This window comes from Microbacterium sp. VKM Ac-2923 (genome assembly GCF_022815605.1).
Lineage (GTDB): Bacteria > Actinomycetota > Actinomycetes > Actinomycetales > Microbacteriaceae > Microbacterium.
In genome coordinates this window covers 1-17,364 of sequence record NZ_JALGRP010000010.1, presented here as the reverse complement: position 1 = coordinate 17,364, position 17,364 = coordinate 1, and the positions used below count along the sequence as shown (strand labels likewise).

13 protein-coding genes are annotated in these 17,364 nt (G+C 70.3%); 9 read left to right on the top strand and 4 right to left on the bottom strand.

Features of this window, described 5'->3' with window-relative positions; all coding sequences use genetic code 11:
• Window positions 1-113: 113 nt before the first annotated feature.
• Window positions 114-3,809 carry a multifunctional oxoglutarate decarboxylase/oxoglutarate dehydrogenase thiamine pyrophosphate-binding subunit/dihydrolipoyllysine-residue succinyltransferase subunit gene (locus MT347_RS14735; protein ID WP_243502035.1) on the bottom strand — a complete coding sequence of 1,232 codons (3,696 nt, stop codon included), beginning with the start codon at window positions 3,807-3,809 and terminating at the stop codon, window positions 114-116.
• A 164-nt stretch (window positions 3,810-3,973) separates the two neighbouring features.
• Between MT347_RS14735 and MT347_RS14730 the strand changes: the two genes are divergently transcribed.
• The gene (locus tag MT347_RS14730) at window positions 3,974-5,434 is read left to right on the top strand and encodes a GuaB1 family IMP dehydrogenase-related protein (RefSeq protein ID WP_243502034.1); all 1,461 of its coding nucleotides are present in this window, start codon (window positions 3,974-3,976) and stop codon (window positions 5,432-5,434) included.
• Here the strand turns inward: MT347_RS14730 and MT347_RS14725 are convergent.
• Complete coding sequence (locus tag MT347_RS14725; protein ID WP_243502033.1) at window positions 5,424-6,455, bottom strand: glycoside hydrolase family 76 protein; 1,032 nt, start codon at window positions 6,453-6,455, stop codon at window positions 5,424-5,426. The genes MT347_RS14730 and MT347_RS14725 overlap by 11 nt on opposite strands.
• Before the next feature lie 156 nt (window positions 6,456-6,611).
• Here MT347_RS14725 and MT347_RS14720 point away from each other — a divergent pair, with 156 nt between their 5' ends.
• Together MT347_RS14720 and MT347_RS14715 are read left to right on the top strand one after the other, a co-directional pair.
• The gene (locus tag MT347_RS14720; RefSeq protein ID WP_243502032.1) at window positions 6,612-7,952 is read left to right on the top strand and encodes a hemolysin family protein; all 1,341 of its coding nucleotides are present in this window, start codon (window positions 6,612-6,614) and stop codon (window positions 7,950-7,952) included.
• Window positions 7,949-9,004 carry a hemolysin family protein gene (locus MT347_RS14715; RefSeq protein WP_243502031.1) on the top strand — a complete coding sequence of 352 codons (1,056 nt, stop codon included), beginning with the start codon at window positions 7,949-7,951 and terminating at the stop codon, window positions 9,002-9,004. The genes MT347_RS14720 and MT347_RS14715 overlap by 4 nt, the downstream gene beginning before the upstream one ends.
• A gap of 308 nt (window positions 9,005-9,312) precedes the next feature.
• Here the strand turns inward: MT347_RS14715 and MT347_RS14710 are convergent, their stop codons facing one another.
• Window positions 9,313-10,371 (bottom strand): NADH:flavin oxidoreductase/NADH oxidase, encoded by a 1,059-nt coding sequence (locus MT347_RS14710; RefSeq protein WP_243502030.1) that lies wholly within the window; start codon window positions 10,369-10,371, stop codon window positions 9,313-9,315.
• A 29-nt stretch (window positions 10,372-10,400) separates the two neighbouring features.
• Between MT347_RS14710 and MT347_RS14705 the strand changes: the two genes are divergently transcribed.
• The 4 genes from MT347_RS14705 (at window position 10,401) to MT347_RS14690 (ending at window position 14,448) form a co-directional block, all read left to right on the top strand.
• Window positions 10,401-11,258 carry an ADP/ATP-dependent (S)-NAD(P)H-hydrate dehydratase gene (locus MT347_RS14705; protein WP_243502029.1) on the top strand — a complete coding sequence of 286 codons (858 nt, stop codon included), beginning with the start codon at window positions 10,401-10,403 and terminating at the stop codon, window positions 11,256-11,258.
• Window positions 11,259-11,343: 85 nt separating this feature from the next.
• Window positions 11,344-12,651 carry a glycosyltransferase family 87 protein gene (locus MT347_RS14700; RefSeq protein ID WP_243502028.1) on the top strand — a complete coding sequence of 436 codons (1,308 nt, stop codon included), beginning with the start codon at window positions 11,344-11,346 and terminating at the stop codon, window positions 12,649-12,651.
• 95 nt (window positions 12,652-12,746) lie between these two features.
• Window positions 12,747-13,073 carry a thiamine-binding protein gene (locus tag MT347_RS14695; RefSeq protein ID WP_243502027.1) on the top strand — a complete coding sequence of 109 codons (327 nt, stop codon included), beginning with the start codon at window positions 12,747-12,749 and terminating at the stop codon, window positions 13,071-13,073.
• Between the two features lie 127 nt (window positions 13,074-13,200).
• A complete protein-coding gene (locus tag MT347_RS14690) occupies window positions 13,201-14,448 on the top strand; it encodes an MFS transporter (protein ID WP_279391408.1) in 1,248 nt (415 codons plus the stop codon).
• A 347-nt stretch (window positions 14,449-14,795) separates the two neighbouring features.
• Here MT347_RS14690 and MT347_RS14685 read toward each other — a convergent pair whose 3' ends face one another.
• Window positions 14,796-16,001 carry a homoserine O-acetyltransferase gene (locus tag MT347_RS14685; RefSeq protein WP_243502023.1) on the bottom strand — a complete coding sequence of 402 codons (1,206 nt, stop codon included), beginning with the start codon at window positions 15,999-16,001 and terminating at the stop codon, window positions 14,796-14,798.
• A 79-nt stretch (window positions 16,002-16,080) separates the two neighbouring features.
• Here MT347_RS14685 and MT347_RS14680 point away from each other — a divergent pair, with 79 nt between their 5' ends.
• Together MT347_RS14680 and MT347_RS14675 are read left to right on the top strand one after the other, a co-directional pair.
• Window positions 16,081-16,479, top strand: coding sequence for a DUF4259 domain-containing protein (locus MT347_RS14680; RefSeq protein ID WP_243502021.1), 399 nt, complete (start codon window positions 16,081-16,083; stop codon window positions 16,477-16,479).
• 51 nt (window positions 16,480-16,530) lie between these two features.
• The gene (locus MT347_RS14675) at window positions 16,531-17,229 is read left to right on the top strand and encodes an SDR family NAD(P)-dependent oxidoreductase (protein ID WP_243502019.1); all 699 of its coding nucleotides are present in this window, start codon (window positions 16,531-16,533) and stop codon (window positions 17,227-17,229) included.
• Window positions 17,230-17,364: the final 135 nt, after the last annotated feature.

Sequence of the window (17,364 nt, the reverse complement as noted above, 5' to 3'; positions counted from 1 at the left end):
GTCGGGAGCCGCCGCGTCGACACCACTCACGACGAGTGCGCGGGCAGCAGAGGTGCGCCACCATCGCGGAAGGGCCCGGTCGAGCGAACTCGGCCGGGCCCTTCTCATGAGGATCAGCGCGCGAGCGCTTCCTTCATGATCGCGGCGTGCTCGTTGGCGTGCACCTTCGGCGACCCTGTCGCCGTCGAGGCAGCGGCGGCGCGCGAGATGCGGCGGACCGGGCGACCACCGAGCTGATCGGCGACCTCGAGAGCGATGAACGGCCACGCGCCCTGGTTCTCGGGCTCGTCCTGCACCCACACCAGCTCGGCCCCGGGGTACTGCTCGAGAACGCGGGTGAGGTCTTCGATCGGCGCCGGGTAGTACTGCTCGAGGCGCACGAGGGCGATCTCGGGGTTCGGGTTCTTGTCGAGCTCGGCCCGGAGATCCCAGTGGATCTTGCCGGCGTGGAGCAGCACGCGCTTCACGGCGCCGCGGTCGATGCCGCGGTCGTCGTCGAGCACGGGCTCGAACCGACCCTCGAGGAAGTCGTCGACGGGGCTGGTCGCTCCGCGAAGGCGCAACATCGCCTTGGGCGTGAAGACCACGAGCGGACGACGCGGGCGCTGGTACGCCTGACGACGGAGCAGGTGGAAGTACGACGCGGGGGTCGACGGACGCGCGACGATCATGTTGTCTTGCGCGCACATCTGCAGGTAGCGCTCGATGCGGGCCGACGAGTGGTCGGGGCCCTGACCCTCATAGCCGTGGGGGAGCAGCAGCACGACGCTCGACTGTTGCGCCCACTTCTGGTCAGCCGAGGAGATGAACTCGTCGATGACCGACTGGGCGCCGTTGGCGAAATCACCGAACTGCGCCTCCCAGAGCACGAGAGCATCGGAGCGTTCCACCGAGTAGCCGTACTCGAACGCCATGGCGGCGTACTCGCTCAGCAGCGAGTCGTAGACCCAGAAGCGCCCCTGGTTCTCGCTGAGGTTGGCCAGCGGCAACCATTCCTGACCGTTCTTGCGGTCGTGGAGGACGGAGTGGCGCTGGACGAAGGTGCCCCGTCGCGCGTCCTGCCCCGCGAGGCGCACCGGGGTGCCCTCCATCAGCACGGATCCGAAGGCGAGAAGCTCGCCGAAGGCCCAGTCGATGCTGCCATTGCGGCTCATGTCGAGTCGCTTGTCGAGCAGCTGCTGCAGCTTGGTGTGCACCGTGAAGCCGTCGGGCTTGTTCACGAATGCGTCGCCGATGTGCTGCACGACCTCTCGCGAGACGCCGGTGGTCTCGGGTTCGCCGACCACGGGCTCGTCGGCGGCGGCGTCGGTGTCGATGACCGGCGTGGTGCCCGTCTCGGCTTCGTGCGTGTCGGCGAAGGCGACCTCGAGGCGGTTCTGGAAGTCCTGCTTCGCCTGGTCGTACTCGTCCTCGGTGATGTCACCGCGGCCGACGAGCGATTCGGTGTAGAGACGGCGGACCGAGCGCTTCGCCTCGATGAGGTTCGTCATCAGGGGCTGCGTCATCGAGGGGTCGTCGCCCTCGTTGTGACCGCGTCGGCGGTAGCAGACCAGATCGATGACGATGTCGCGATGGAACTCCTCGCGGTACTGGAATGCCAGGTCGGCGGCGCGGACGACGGCCTCGGGGTCGTCGCCGTTCACGTGCAGGATGGGTGCCTGGATCGTTTTGGCGACGTCGGTGGCGTAGACCGAGGTGCGTGCGTCGGACGGCGAGGTGGTGAATCCGACCTGGTTGTTGACGACGACGTGGATGGTGCCGCCGGTGCGGTAGCCGCGCAGCTGCGACATCTGCAGGGTCTCGACCACGACGCCCTGCCCCGCGAACGCGGCGTCGCCGTGCACGAGGATGGGCAGCCACGAGAACGTGCCGATGGGCTTGCGGTCCTGCTTCGCGCGGACGATGCCCTCGAGGACGCCGTCGACGGTCTCGAGGTGCGAGGGGTTGGCGGCCAGGTACACCGGCAGCTCGTCACCCTCGTCGCCGACGAAGGTGCCTTCGGTGCCGAGGTGGTACTTCACGTCGCCGGAGCCGCGCTTGCTGCCGATCGCGACGGCGCCTTCGAACTCGCGGAAGACGTGACCGTAGGTCTTTCCCGCGATGTTGGTGAGGACGTTCAAGCGCCCGCGGTGGGCCATGCCGATCGCCGCGCCGTCGAGACCGACCGAGGCCGCGCCCTGCAGGATCTGGTCGAGGAGCGGAATGAGCGACTCGCCGCCTTCGAGGCTGAAGCGCTTCTGTCCGACGTACTTCGTCTGTAGGAAGGTCTCGAACGCCTCGGCCTGATTGAGCTTCGACAGGATGCGCAGCTGCTCGTCGTGGCCGGGCTTGGTGTACTTGACCTCGATGTTGCGCTGGAACCACTGGCGCTGCACGGGGTCCTGGATGTGCATGTACTCGACGCCCATGGTGCGGCAGTACGAGTCGCGCAGCACGCCGAGGATGTCGCGGAGCTTCGCGACGCGCTTGGCGCCGAGGCCACCGGTGACGAACTCGCGGTCGAGGTCCCAGAACGTGAGACCGTGCGACTCGATCTCGAGGTCGGGGTGCGTGCGCTGGACGTACTCGAGCGGGTCGATGTCGGCCATCAGGTGGCCACGCACGCGGAAGGAGTTGATCAGTTCCTGGACGCGGGCGCTCTTGTCGATGCGCTCGGAGATGTCGACGCTGATGTCTGCCGCCCAGTGGATGGGGGCGTAGGGAATGCGCAGCGCCGCGAAGATGTCGTCGTAGAAGCCGCGCTGGCCGATGAGCAGCTCGTGCACCTTCTTGAGGAACTCGCCCGAGCCGGCACCCTGGATGACGCGGTGGTCGTAGGTGCTGGTGAGGGTGATCGTCTTGCCGATCGCCAACTCGTTGAGCGTCTTCTCGCTCGCGCCCTGAAATTCGGCCGGGTAGTCAAGTGCGCCGGCGCCGATGATGGCACCCTGGCCGCGCATCAGGCGCGGCACGGAGTGGACCGTCCCGATGCCGCCCGGGTTGGTGAGCGAGACCGTGGTGCCCTGGAAGTCGCCGGGGGTGAGCTTGTTGCCGCGGGCTCGGCGCACGAGGTCTTCGTACGAAGCGAGGAATTCCCCGAACGTGAGCGTGTCGGCACGCTTGACGCTCGGAACCAGCAGGGCGCGCGAACCGTCGGGCTTGGGCATGTCGATCGCGATGCCGAGGTTGACGTGGGCGGGAGCGACCACCGACGGCTTGCCGTCGATCTCGGCGTAGAAGACGTTCTGGCTCGGGAACTCCTTGAGCGCCTGGATCAGCGCCCACCCGATGAGGTGCGTGAAGCTCACTTTGCCGCCGCGCGTGCGCGACATGTGGTTGTTGATGACGATGCGGTTGTCGATCATCAGCTTGGCCGGGATCGTGCGCACGCTCGTGGCGGTCGGCACCGTCAGCGAGTCGTCCATATTAGATGCCAGAGCCTTCGGCATCCCCTTGAGGACCGTCACACGGTCTTCTTCGGTGCTCTCGGAGCCGGTCGAGGGAACGACGTTCGGCGCCTGCGCCGGAATGGGCTGCGGGGCCGCGGGCTTGGTCGTGGTGCGCGCCACCGGTGCCTGGCCGACCACCGGGATCGGTGCGGTCACGGGCTTGGGCTCGGAGCCCGTCGACGCCGGAGGCGCGGAGGGCGGGGGAGCGGCGGCGGCGGATCCGTCGACGACCGGGTGGTACGCCTCCAGGATCGGCCACCAGGCCTTGTCTACGGAGTGCTTGTCGACTTTGAACTGTTCGTAGAGCTCGTCTACGAGCCACTCGTTCGCGCCGAACTCGCCCTCGCTCGAAGTACCGACGCCCGTCACCTGGCTCGACACAGTCGATCGCCTGCTTTCCTCGATGAAGATTCCTGTGGATGCGCCGACGTCACCGTCTCGGACGTCTCGCGTCCCGCGCGTCAGCCAGCCTAGTCGAGGTTCATGGGGGCAGCCGGGGCCTTTACGAGGCCTTTACTTTCGTATCGTGTGGTGAGGTGGATGCCATGGAGTTCTCCGGCGCCCAGCCCGATGTCGACCTGACCTACTCGGACGTGTTCCTCGTCCCGCGTCATTCCGAGGTCAGAAGCCGACTCGATGTGGATCTCGCCCCCGCCGACGGAAGCGGGGCGACCCTGCCGCTGGTCTCGGCGAACATGAACTCGGTGACGGGAACGCGGCTCGCCGCCGCCCTGGCGCGTCGCGGCGGTCTGGGCGTGCTCCCGCAGGACCTCGCGCTGCCGGACCTGCTCGACGCCGTGGCGTGGGTGAAGTCTCAGCCCGTCGCCTGGGATGCTCCGCTCGTGCTGCCGCCCAGCGCGACCGTCGCCGACGCGCGTCTGCTGCTTCCGCCGGTGCCCGGTCGCGGGATCGTCGTCGCCGACGCGCGTGTGGACGGCGTCGTCGACCTCGCCGGTTTCCGCGGCATCGTGCCCGCACCGCGCCTGGCGAGCGCTCTCCTGGATGCCACGCTCGGCGACATCACACGCGGGGAGACGCCGCTGGTGGAGGTCTCGCGCATCGGCGATCCGCGAGCGGTGTTCGCGCTGATCGAGGAGACCGGAGTCGATGTCGTCGCGGTCGTCGACGGCGACCGCGTGGTGGGGACCCTGTCGCCGCGCAGCGCCCTGCGCGACTCGGTCTACCGCCCCGGAGTCGACGCCGACGGGCGCCTCATCGTGGCCGCGGCGGTCGGCATCAACGGCGACGTCGCGGGCAAGGCGCGCGCGCTCGCGGCCGCCGGGGTCGACGTGCTGGTGGTGGACACCGCCCACGGCCACCAAGCGCAGATGCTCCGAGCGCTGCGCGAGGTCGCCGCGCTCGATCTCGGCATCCCCCTCGCCGCCGGCAATGTCGTGACCGCCGACGGTGTGCGCGACCTCACCGACGCCGGCGCCACGATCCTGAAGGTCGGAGTGGGACCGGGGGCGATGTGCACCACTCGCATGATGACCGCCGTGGGTCGCCCCCAGTTCTCCGCCGTCCTCGAGACGGCTGAGGCGGCGCGCAGCGTCGGGGCGCACGTGTGGGCCGACGGGGGAGTGCGCTACCCGCGCGACGTTGCTCTGGCTCTCGCCGCCGGTGCGGCATCCGTCATGATCGGGTCGTGGTTCGCGGGCACCATCGAGTCGCCGGGGCGCTTGCGCACCGACGACGCCGGTCTGCTCTACAAGGAGTCGTGGGGCATGGCCTCCACCAAGGCGGTGCAGGGCAGGTTCGGTCGCCTCGATCCGTTCGAGCGGGCGCGCAAGGAGCTGTTCGCCGAGGGGATCTCGTCGTCGCGCATCTACCTCGACCCCCAGCGACCGGGCCTCGAAGACCTGCTCGACATGATCACGTCGGGTGTGCGCTCGTCGTTCACGTACGCCGGTGCGTCGACGGTGGCGGAGTTCCACGATCGCGCCCGCGTGGGCCTGCAGTCGGCTGCCGGTTACGAGGAAGGCAAGGCCCTGCCCGTCAGCTGGTGAGCGTGTCCACGTCGACGGCCGCCTCGAGCGTGATCCACGCGCCCAGTTGGACGGACAGGTCGAGGTCGTCGCCGGCCGCGCGGGCCGGGCGCCGCGGGTCGGCCGGGAAGAGCCCGGCGCGGCGTCCGCTCCACAGGGCGTCGGCGTTGCCGCGGACGAGATCGCGCGCGGCATGGGACACCGCCCGGCGAACGTCGTCGGACGCGTCGTCGGTGAACCACAACGCCGCCTCCGCCAGGTAGCGCGCCAGGATCCCGGCGAACAGGCCGCCGTCCCCGCCCCCGGCGGCGGGGAAGAGACCTCCGTCGGCCTCGCACCAGCGGCGGACGGCGTGGACGAGAGATGCCGCGCGCGCCTCGTGGGCCTCCCGGGCGTCGGCATCCGGGGCGCCCTCGGCCAGAGCGAGGGCGGAGCCGATCGCGACGCCCTGGTTGTACGTCCAGAGGTCTGGTCGGACGGCACCGTGCTCGATCCCGTCGCGCACCAGCCCCGTGGCGGGATCATCGAGGGTCGTCGCCACCCAGGCGTCGAGATCGACCGCCGACCCCCGGCGAGCGGACCACGCCAGAGCGATCGCCGCTGGCCCGTTGGCGGGCGCGTTGTAGAGCGCGCTGTCGACCGCCCAGGGCAGAGCTCCGACGGCGGGGTCGACGGCCTCGTCGAGTCGCCGCGTGAGGCGGTCGATGCGTCGGTCATGCAGGTCGTACCGCTGCAACGCCAACGTCATCCACGCCACGTCGTCGTAGAACGGGGTGGTCCAGCGGCCCAGCGTGCGCAGGGTGATGCCGCGATGCAGCGCCCGCAGGAGTCGGCCCCGGCGCGGGTCCGGCCGGTGCTGCTGCGCGTCACGGAGGACGTGGAGCAGGTGCGCATGCCACCAGTAGTGCCAGGTGCCGGCCCCCGGAACCCCCGGCGTCGCGGCGTGAGCCCAGGCGACCGGTCCGTACCGACGGACGTAGCGGCGGACGACGGCCGACTCGGCGGCCATGGCGCGTGACCGCACCGGAGAGGTGGCATCCATCCACCCATCCTCCCCACCGACCGGGTGCGGGAGGATCCGGATGCCGGTGGGCTGAGGCTGCCATAGAATCGTCGGCACGATGGACGACCCTCCCAGTTGTAGACCCAGGCCCCAACGACCCCCTTCCGCCGGACATTCGAGCGGGGGTGATGCCTGATGGATTTCATCATGCTGGGCGTGGGGCTCCTCCTCACCGTGGGAACCGGGCTGTTCGTCGCGAGCGAATTCGCCCTGGTCAATCTCGACCGCGCTGACCTCGAGGCACGCCGTGATGCCGGCGAGTCGCGACTGTCGCTCACGATCGATGCGCTGCGCATCACCTCGACGCACCTGTCGAGCGCGCAGCTGGGCATCACGCTCACGACCCTGCTGACCGGTTACACGATGGAACCGGCGATCTCGAACCTGCTTCGTCCGGTCTTCCAGGCGTGGGGCCTCCCGGAGGCGCTCATCGTGTCGCTGGCCGCGGTCATCGGCGTGGGCTTCGCCACGGTGCTGTCCATGATCCTCGGCGAGCTCGTGCCCAAGAACTTCGCCCTGGCGATCCCTCGGCAGACGGGCAAGCTCGTCCTCCCTTTCCAGATCGCCTTCACCGCGGTGTTCAAACCCGCCATCCTGGTGCTCAACGGCAGCGCCAACGGGGTGCTCCGCGCAATGGGCGTGGAGCCCAAGGAAGAGCTCTCGGGTGCCCGGTCGGCCGAGGAGCTGTCGAGCCTCGTGAAGAGATCGGCCAGCGCCGGGATGCTCGAGAAGGACACGGCGTCGCTGTTGAACCGCAGCCTCACCTTCGCGCGCCTGAGCGCCGCCGACGTCATGACCCCGCGCCCGAGCGTGCACGCGCTCGCCGCGGGCGACCCCGCCGACGACGTCGTGCAGCTCGCGCGTCGCACCGGGCACAGCCGCTTCCCGGTCTATGGCGACTCGATGGACGACATCATCGGCGTCGTGCACCTCAAGGCGGCGATCGGCGTCCCCCGCGAGAGGCGCGGCGAGGTTCCGGTCGCGGCGCTGTCCACCGAGCCGCTGCGCGTCCCCGAGACCGTGCACCTCGACACGCTCGTGTCCGAACTGCGCTCGCGCGGCTATCAGATGGCGATCGTCGTTGACGAGTACGGCGGCACCGCGGGAGTGGTCACGCTCGAAGATCTCGTCGAGGAGATCGTCGGCGAGGTGCTCGACGAGCACGACCGCTCGCGCGCCGGCGTCGTGCGCTCCGCGGCATCCGTGACCTTCCCCGGCGATCTCCGACCCGATGAAGTGCTCGACCGGGCGGGCATCCGCGTGCCCGAGGGAGAGGTCTACGACACCGTGGGCGGGTTCATCATGGCGGCGCTCGAGCGCATCCCCGTCGTGGGCGACACCGTCACCCTCGACGACGGCGTGCTCGCCGTTCAGCGCATGGACGGCCGCCGCGTCGACCGGGTGCAGTTCACTCCGACCGTCGAGGAGCAGAACGTCGGCGACCTCGTCCGTGCGGCGAAGGGAGGCGACCAGTGAGCGACTGGGCGGGAATCGCATGGCTGGTGGTGCTGCTGGCCGCCAACGCCTTCTTCGTCGGCGCGGAGTTCGCCGTCATCTCGGCGCGCCGATCGCAGATCGAGCCGCACGCCGACCGGGGCTCGCGCGCGGCCAAGACCGCGCTGTACGCCATGGAGCACGCCACCCTGATGCTGGCGACGTGTCAGCTCGGCATCACGATCTGCTCCCTGCTGATCCTGAACGTGTCGGAGCCGGCCATCCACCATCTGCTGGCGGGCCCGCTCGGGCTCACCGGGATGCCGGAGGCGGCGGTCGACATCGTCTCGTTCATCGTCGCGCTGCTGATCGTGTCGTACCTGCACGTCGTCTTCGGCGAGATGGTGCCGAAGAACCTCGCGTTCTCGCTGCCGGATCGCGCGGTGCTCATGCTCGCGCCGCCGCTCGTGGCGGTGTCGAAGGCGTTCTACCCGATCATCGTGGCGCTGAACTGGACCGCGAATCACGTGCTGCGGCTGTTCCGCGTCGAGCCGAAGGACGAGGCCGCCTCGACCTACACGCTCGACGAGGTCGCCACGATCGTGACGCAGTCGCGTCGCGAGGGGGTGCTCGACGACACGTCGGGGACCGTGACCGCCGTTGTGGAGTTCACCGAGAAGAAGGCCGCCGACATCGCGGTGCCGATGGGCGAGCTCGTGACCCTTCCCGAGACGACGACCCCGGCTGAGATCGAGAGGGCGGTCGCGCAGCACGGGTACTCGCGGTACGTGATCGTCGACCCGGGCGGGATCCCGACGGGATACGTGCACCTGAAGGACGTGCTGCGGGCGGCCGAGGGGGCGGACGCCGACATGCTTCGACCCATTCCCGGAAAACGCATCCACCACATGGTGTCGGTGCTCGAGACGACGGACCTCGAAGATGCGCTCGCGCTCATGCGTCGTTCGGGGCGTCACCTCGCACAGGTGCGTGATGAGAGCGGCGACGTCAAGGCGGTGCTGTTCCTCGAGGACGTCATCGAAGAACTCGTCGGTGAAGTGCAGGACGCCACCGAGCGTCGCCGCTTCGTCTAGACGAAAGCACCGGATGCCGCGCGGCTCAGGCCCGCGGCATCCGGTGCTCTGCGTGTCGGGGCGCCGTGGGAGGGGGCTGAGCGGCCCCCGGTGCGTCGGCACTCGTGGGGGATGTGGCCCCCGCGAGGTTCGGAGATCGCGACGTTCTTCGCAGGATCGATGCCGGAACCCACGAGGTTCGCGTTCCCCTGCGAGCAACGGACGACCGCGAGCACGTCAGCTGACGCGCGCAGGACGGATGCCGCGCAGTCGGTCGAGAGTTCCCGCGCGGACACAGGGTGTTCCGCGCGGGGCGGCGGGGTGAGACGTCAGTACGCGCGGAGGTACTGCGCGGGGGCGGGGGAATCCACGCCGAGTGCGGCGGCGGCGCGGAGGGCGTAGTGGGGGTCGCGGAGCCACTCGCGGGCCGACATGACCGCGTCGGCGCGGCCGTCGGCGACGATCTCCTCGCCGAACGCGGGGTCGTCGATCATGCCGACGGCGCTGACGAGGAGCCCGGTCTCGCGGCGCACCGTGGCGGCGTGGTCCACCTGATAGCCGGGGCCGGGAGTGATCCGCTGATGGGGCACGAGCCCCCCGCTGGACACGTCGATGAGGTCCGCACCGGCCCGCGCCACCAGGCGGGCGGCGGCGACGGTGTCGGCGACGTCCCACCCGCCCTCGGCCGCGTCGGTCGCCGAGAAGCGCACGAACAGCGCCGCGTCGGGCGCGGCCGCCCGCACGGCTTCGGTGACGCGCGCGAGCAGGCGCGCGCGGTTCTCGAACGATCCGCCGTAGGCGTCGTCGCGGTGGTTCGTCAGCGGCGAGAGGAACTGGTGCAGCAGATAGCCGTGAGCGGCGTGCACCTCGACGACCTCGAACCCGGCCGCGACGGCGCGGCGCGCGGCATCCGCGAAATCGCTCACCATCGCGTCGATTCCCGCGATGTCCAGTGCCATCGGTTCGGCGTACGAGCCATAGGCGACCGCCGACGGGGCGACCATGCTCCATCCGCCGGCATCGAGGGCGACGGACCCGCGCTCGCCGGTGAGCGGCGACGTGGTCGAGGCCTTCCGTCCGGCGTGGCTGAGCTGCACGCCCGCGACGGCGCCGCGGGCGCGGATCGCGGCGACGATCGGCTGCCACGCCTCGGCCTGCGCGTCGTTCCACAGCCCCGCGTCGTCGGGCGAGATCCGCCCCTCGGGTGAGATCGCGCTCGCCTCGGCGATCACCAGCCCCGCACCTCCCGCGGCGAACTGCGCGAGGTGCACGTGGTGCCAGTCGTTCGGCACGCCGTCGACCGCGCTGTACTGACACATCGGCGACACCCACAGCCGGTTGCGCACCTCGATACCGCGAATGGACAGGGGTGTGAAGAGGGCGCTCATGGGGGACCTTTGCGTTCTAGGGTGACGCCATGACGGCGAGGGACTGGAGCGGGCTGGATGCGGCTCGCACACTGCGGAGGCCAACGGCGGACGACGACAAGTATTCCCGCGGCGTCGTGGGGCTGCGCACCGGCTCCACGCGGTATCCGGGAGCTGCCGTGCTCGGCGTCGAGGCCGCGTGGCGGACCGGCACGGGGATGGTCCGCTACCTCGGACCCTCGCGTGCGCAGGACCTCGTGCTGCAGCGCCGCCCCGAGACGGTGACGGCGGACGGGCGCGTGCAGGCGTGGGTGATCGGGTCCGGAACGGATGCCGCCGAGCGCGACGCGCCCGAGACGGCCGCGCTCCGCGGCATCCTGAACGGCGAGGTGCCGGTCGTCGTCGATGCCGGGGCGTTGGATCTCGTGCCGGGGGCCACGGCGCCGATCATCGTCACCCCGCACGCTCGCGAGGTCGTCCGGCTGCGGGAGGCGCTCGGGTTGCCGCGGGCGGACGCCGGCGACGACGACGCGAGAGAGCGCGCGGCGCGGGAGACCGCGGACGCCTTCGGGGGCGTCGTGCTCTGCAAGGGCGCAGTGACCATCGTGGCCGCGGCCGGCGGCTGGAGCCGCCGTGTGTCGAACGGCACCGCGTGGCTCGCCACCGCCGGCACCGGCGACGTGCTGGGGGGCGTGCTCGGGGCGGTCGTCGCGGGAGCCGTGGCGGCGGGAGGCAGCAGCCCGGACGATCTCGCGGCGTGCGCGGCGACCGCGGCGTGGCTGCACGGTCGCGCCGGTACGACGGCATCCCTCGCCCGCGGAGGAGGGGGCGGACCGATCACGGCACTCGATGTCGCCGAAGCCCTGCCCGAGGTGGTCGCCGCCCTGCTCGGGGACTCGATCGCATAACGTTCGCGGGCTCCTCGCCCGTCGTGGCGCGAGGTCGGCGCATCCACGTCCGGGGCGTTCAGACAGCCCCGTTTAGGATTGGCCGGTGCTGAGGCGTGTCGTTCCCCTGTTGATCGCGTTCGTCGCCGTGCACGTCGTCGTCGCAGTGCTGGGCTACCAACAGCCCAACGAGCCGATGGGCGACGTGTACCTGGTGTACGAGCCGTGGTCGCGCTGCGCGCTGTTCGGCGGCATCGACGTGAGCTCGTGCACGCGCAGCGACACGTGGCAGTGGCCGGGCATCACCGAGAACTGGATCTACCCGCAGCTCGCGTTCCTGCCGATGACCTTCGCCTGGGTCTTCGCGTGGGCGATCAGCTACACACCCGCCTGGGCCCTGACAGTGTCGGTGTTCAACCTCATCGCCTTCGTGGTGCTCGTCGGCGACGCCCGCTCGCGCGGCCGCGTGCTCGCGGCGTGGTTCTGGCTCGCCGCGATCCTGCTGATCGGCCCGGTCGGCCTCTACCGCATCGACGGCATCACCGTGCCCCTCGCCCTCCTCGGCGGGATATGGATGCTCCGTCGCCCGTTCCTGGCATCCCTTCTCCTCTCGATCGCCGTGTGGATGAAGGTGTGGCCGGCGGCCATCCTCGCCGCGGGTCTCGTCGTGATCCGTCGACGTCTCGCGCTCGTGTGGGGGGCGGTGGCGGTGTCGCTGGCCACGATCATCCCCGTGGTGGCGCTGGGCGGTGCGCCCTTCGTGTTCGGGTTCGTGGGCGATCAGACCTCGCGGGGTATCCAGATGGAGGCGCCGGTCGGCGGCCTGTACATGTTCCTCGCCGCGTTCTACGTGCCCGGCAGCGAGGTCTACTACGACGGCGACGTCCTCACCTTCCAGGTGACGGGCCCCGGCGCTGAGCCGCTCATCGCCGCAATGACGCCGATCATGCTGCTCGTCATGGCGGGAGTCGCCGCCGTCGGCGTGTGGAAGCTCCGCCACGGCGCGACGTACCTGGCCCTGTTCCCGCCGTTGTCGCTGGCGCTGGTGACCGCCTTCATCGCGCTGAACAAGGTGGGATCGCCGCAGTACTACGTATGGCTGTTCGCCCCCGTCGCCCTGGGCCTCATGCTCGAACGGCGCCGTTGGTACGGGTTCGCGGCGATGACGCTGGTGATCGCCGGACTCACCCAGTGGATGTATCCGATGCTCTACGACGGCCTCATGGCGACGCACCCCAATCCGTTCCCCGTCGTCGTGCTCGAGGTGCGAAACCTCCTCGCTCTGGTGCTGCTGGTATGGGCGATCGTGCGGGTCGTGAAGGCCCCCGTGGGTCGCGTGCGCCCGCCCGCCGGCCTGCGGGAGATCGTGACGGGTCGCAAGCCCGTACCGCCGCGCGTGCCCGCCGGGCGATGACCGAGTTCGGAGGCGGGACACCGCGGCCGACGGCCGTCGGCACTCCCGGAGGTCGTGGCCTCGCCCGGCGCGTGCCCGCCCCGTAGCCTGGGGGCATGCTCATCGCCTTCTCGGTCGCTCCATCCGGCATCGGTCCCGCCTCGGCGGAGACTCCCGACGGGTCTGTGCACGACGCGGTCGCGGCGGCCGTCGCTGTCGTCCGCGCCTCGGGACTGCCGCACCGTACCAGTTCGATGTTCACCGAGATCGAGGGGGAGTGGGACGAGGTGTTCGCGGTGGTCAAAGCGGCGACGGATGCCGTTCTGCCCTACGGATCCCGCGTGTCGCTCGTCGTGAAGGCGGACATCCGCCCGGGTCGCACGGGGGAGATCGACGGGAAGATCGCGCGCCTCGAAGACGCGTTGCAGCGCCGGGCCGACTGATCCGGGCGGGCGGGGATCCGGCCCGGGCGGCGGGAAACGGACGACACCTCGAAACGATTCGACCTCGCCGACGCCAGCCGAATACACTCGTCTGGTGACCTCTTCGACGACCTCGAGAGGTGCGGCGATGCGGGCGCTCCTTTCTCTCGCCATCGGCAGTTTCGGCATCGGCATGACCGAGTTCGTGGTGATGGGCCTCCTGCCCAACATCGCTCGAGAACTCGTCCCCGGTGCGTGGGCGGCCTCGCCCGACGATGCCATCGCGCAAGCGGGCTGGCTGATCTCCCTCTACGCGCTCGGCGTGGTCGTCGGCGCGCCCACGATCGCCGGGTCGGTCGCACGCTTCCCGCGGCACCGCGTGATGATCGTGCTGGCCGCCGCGCTGGCGTTCTTCACCCTGCTGACGGTCATCGCCCCCACGTTCGAGCTCGTCGCGGCATCCCGTTTCCTCGCGGGGCTGCCGCACGGTGCGTACTTCGGCATCGGTGCGCTGGTGGCCGCGGACGCTCTCGGTCCCGGCAACCGCGCCAAGGGCGTCGCCTTCGTGCTGACGGGCCTGACGATCGCCAACGTCGTCGGCGTGCCACTGGGCACCCTGCTGGGCCAGCAGGTCGGCTGGCGCGCGGCGTTCGCCGTCGTCACCGGCATCTTCCTGCTGGCGACGATCTGCATCGCGATGTTCGTGCCGAAGCACCCCGGGTCACCCGGTCGCCGATTGCGTGATGAGCTGCGGGTGTTCCGCATCGGCCAGGTGTGGTTCGCACTGGGAATCGGGGCGATCGGCTTCGGCGGGTTCTTCGCGATGTACAGCTACATCGCGCCCATGATCACCGATGTCGCCGGGCAGCCGGAGTGGGCGGTTTCCCTCGTCCTGGTGCTCGTGGGCATCGGCATGACCATCGGCAACGTGGTCGGGGGTGCCCTGGCGGACAAGAACCTTCGGTTCTGGTTGTACATCGGTCTCACCGCCCTGGCCGCGGCATCCATCGGCCTCGCGATGACGGCCGGCTGGATCGTGAGCCTCGTGCTGTTCGCCTTCCTCGTCGCGTTCTGCGGGGCGGCGCTGAGCCCGGCGATCCAGACCCGCCTGATGGACGTGGCCGAGGACAACCAGTCGATCGCCGCCGCTCTGAACCATTCAGCGCTCAACATCGGCAACAGCCTCGGCGCGTTCCTGGGTGGACTAGCGATCGCGGCGGGTCTCGGACTCGTCGCCCCCGCCTGGGTCGGTGCCGTGCTTGCTGTCGGCGGGCTCGTCGTCGCCGTGGTCTCGTACCGCAGGGAGGATCGGAGCGGTCGTCACCCCGAACACCGGATGCCGGCGGCCGAGGCCGCGCAGACCGCGATCACCGGGTCGATCCCGACGCAGCGCTGACCGGCGCGCCGCGTCACGCGGGTGCGGCGTCTGTCGTCCGGGGTGGGGCACCCGTCGGGTGTCCAGAACACCCGGGCGCCTCGGGGAGATGTCCGGGTGTCGTGGATGTTGAACGCGGAGGGTGCACACGGTCGCAGGGTCTCGGGCCGCGCTTGTGCGGGGCACCGCTCGGGTGTCCAGGACACCCGAGCGCCTCGCGGAAACGTCCGGGCGGTGTGGACACTGAACACGAGCCGGCGGCGTCCGTGGCGGCTCCACGCGAGCGGAGGCACTGTCGCTCGGGACCCGCGGCGGCGCTCCGCGATTCGCCGAGGGCTCTGGATGCCGCGCCACGGCATCCGGAAACGTCAGGTCGCGAACAGCCGACGCAAGTGCGCCGCGACGGCGGCGGTCTCGATGAGGAACCCGTCGTGGCCGAAGTCGCTCGAGAGCACCACCGCCTGGTCACCGTCGAGGGTCTGCGGGATGCCGCGGGCGATGCGGTGCTGGCCGTCGATGGGGAAGAGTCGGTCGCTGTCGATACCGAGCACGAGTGTCGTGGCCGTGACGCGCGCGAGGGCGTCTTCGACGCCGTCACGATCGCGGCCGACGTCGTGCGAGTTCATGGCCTCGACGAGCGTGAGGTAGCTGTTGGCGTCGAAGCGGCGGGTGAATTTGTTGCCGTGGAAATCGAGGTACGACTCCACGGCGAAGCGTCCGCCGCGGCCGAGCGGGCTCACGCCCGACTGCCACGAGCGCTGGAACCGCTGGTTCAGCTCGGTGGGGCTCCGGTAGTTGAGCAGAGCCATGCGGCGGGCCAGTGCGAGGCCGCGGTGCGGACCGTCGCCATCTCCGGCGTCGTAGTACTCGCCGCCTGAGAAGCGCGGGTCCATGCGCACCGTATCGAGCTGCACCGAGTTGAGGGCGATCTGGTCGGCGGTCGTGACGGGCGGTGCGGAGAGGATCGCCGCGCGCGCGACACGATCGGGGAGGCCGGCGGCCCATTCGACCGCGTGCATTCCGCCCATCGAACCGCCGACCACGGCGAACCACCGTTCGACGCCGAGGGCATCGGCGAGCAGCGCTTGGGACGCGACCTGGTCGCGGATCGTGAGGTAGGGGAAGCGCGAGGCCCACTCGTACCCGTCGGGTGCGATGCTCGCCGGACCCGTCGAGCCCTGGCATCCGCCCAGCATGTTGGGGGCGACGACGAACCAACGGTCCGTGTCGATCGCGGCTCCCGGCCCGACCAGATCGCTCCACCACCCGGCCGTGGGGTGTCCGGGACCCGCAGCACCACGCACGTGACTGTCGCCGGTGAGGGCGTGCAGGATGAGGACCGCGTTGTCGCGGGCGGGGGACAGCTCGCCCCAGGTCTCGTACGCGAGTCGCACCTGCGGGAGCGCCTCGCCGTTCTCGGTCTCGAACATGCCGAACGTCGCGAACCGGCGGTCACCGCCGGGGTCGCCGTCGCGCCACGCGCCGGTGGCCGGCGGGCGACCGAGGAGCGACCGGGCGTCGGCCTCCGTCACCGGGGCCGAGGGCACCGTGTCTTCGGAGATCTGCCAGTCCATGGCATCCATTCTCTCCGGGCGGCGCGGGGAGGTTCGTTCTGTTACGGCGATGTCGGAGGCCCGTCGTACGATCCCGCGCATGGGTACATGGAGTGCAGAACCGTTCGGAAACGACACCGCCGCCGACTGGGCGTACGAACTCGAGGACCACGTCGATTGGGGCATCGTCAGCGCGGCGCTGCACGTCGTCGCCGACTCGGACCCGTCGAGGCTCGACGCCGATGACGCGACCGTGGCCGTCGCGGCCGCCGAGGTGGTGGCGCGCGGGCTCGGACGCGTCAAGACTCCGGCGTTCTCCGAACACGTCGAGGCCTATATCGCCCGCGCGCCGAGGCCGACGGTGGAGCTCGTCGCACTCGCGCACAGGGCAGTCGCGATCGCGACATCCGAGGCCGGCGAGCTGGCCGAACTGTGGGAGGGCGACGCCGACTGGCTGAGCGAGAACGAGCGCCTCCGCGCTGCGCTGACGACGGGGTGACGGCTTGTCCAGCCCCCGATCACGGTCGTCGGGTGTGGTCAGACTCGCCGCATGGCGAACTTCCTTCTCATCGCGGCCTCGAGCGACATCGGCGGGGCGACGGCGAAACGACTGCGCGACGCGGGTCACCGCGTTCTCACGACCGCTCGCGATTCATCCGTTATCGAGCCGGATTTCACCCTGGATGCCACCGACTTCGACGCCGTCGATCAGGTTGTCGGTGGGGCGGGCGGTCTCGACGGTATCGCGGTGTTCGCGGGATCCATGCTGCTCAAACCCGCGCACCTCACCTCGCGCGAGCAGTACGACGGCCTGATCGCGGCGTCCTTGACGACGTCGTTCGCGGCTGTGCGCGCGGCGGGGGCGCACATGCGCGGCGGCGGATCCGTGGTGCTCGTGTCATCGGCCGCCGCCCTGGCGGGCCTGCCGAACCATGACGGCATCGCCGCGGCCAAAGCCGGCGTGATCGGCCTGACGTTGTCGGCGGCCGCGAGCTACGCCGCTCACGGCCTTCGCGTGAACGCGGTGGCCCCGGGACTGGTGCAGACGCGTCTGACCGAGAAGCTGACGTCGACCGACATGTCGAGGAAGGTCTCGGAGGCGATGCATCCGCTCGGACGGCTCGGCGAACCCGATGACGTCGCGCGGGCCGTGGAGTTCCTGCTCTCGCCGGAGAACGCGTGGATGACCGGGCAGATCATCGGCGCCGACGGGGGACTCGGAAGCCTCCGGCCGCGGCAGAAGGTCTGAGTCGAGGCGCGGGCTGGTCGCGGCGGAGGGGATTCGGCGAGCGGAGGATCTTTTCCTCGGCGGTCTCATTGGGTCAGTGCAACACCCTGATTGAGGGGCGTGGCTGTGTTCAGCGTTTTGCGGAGTGTGAAGCGG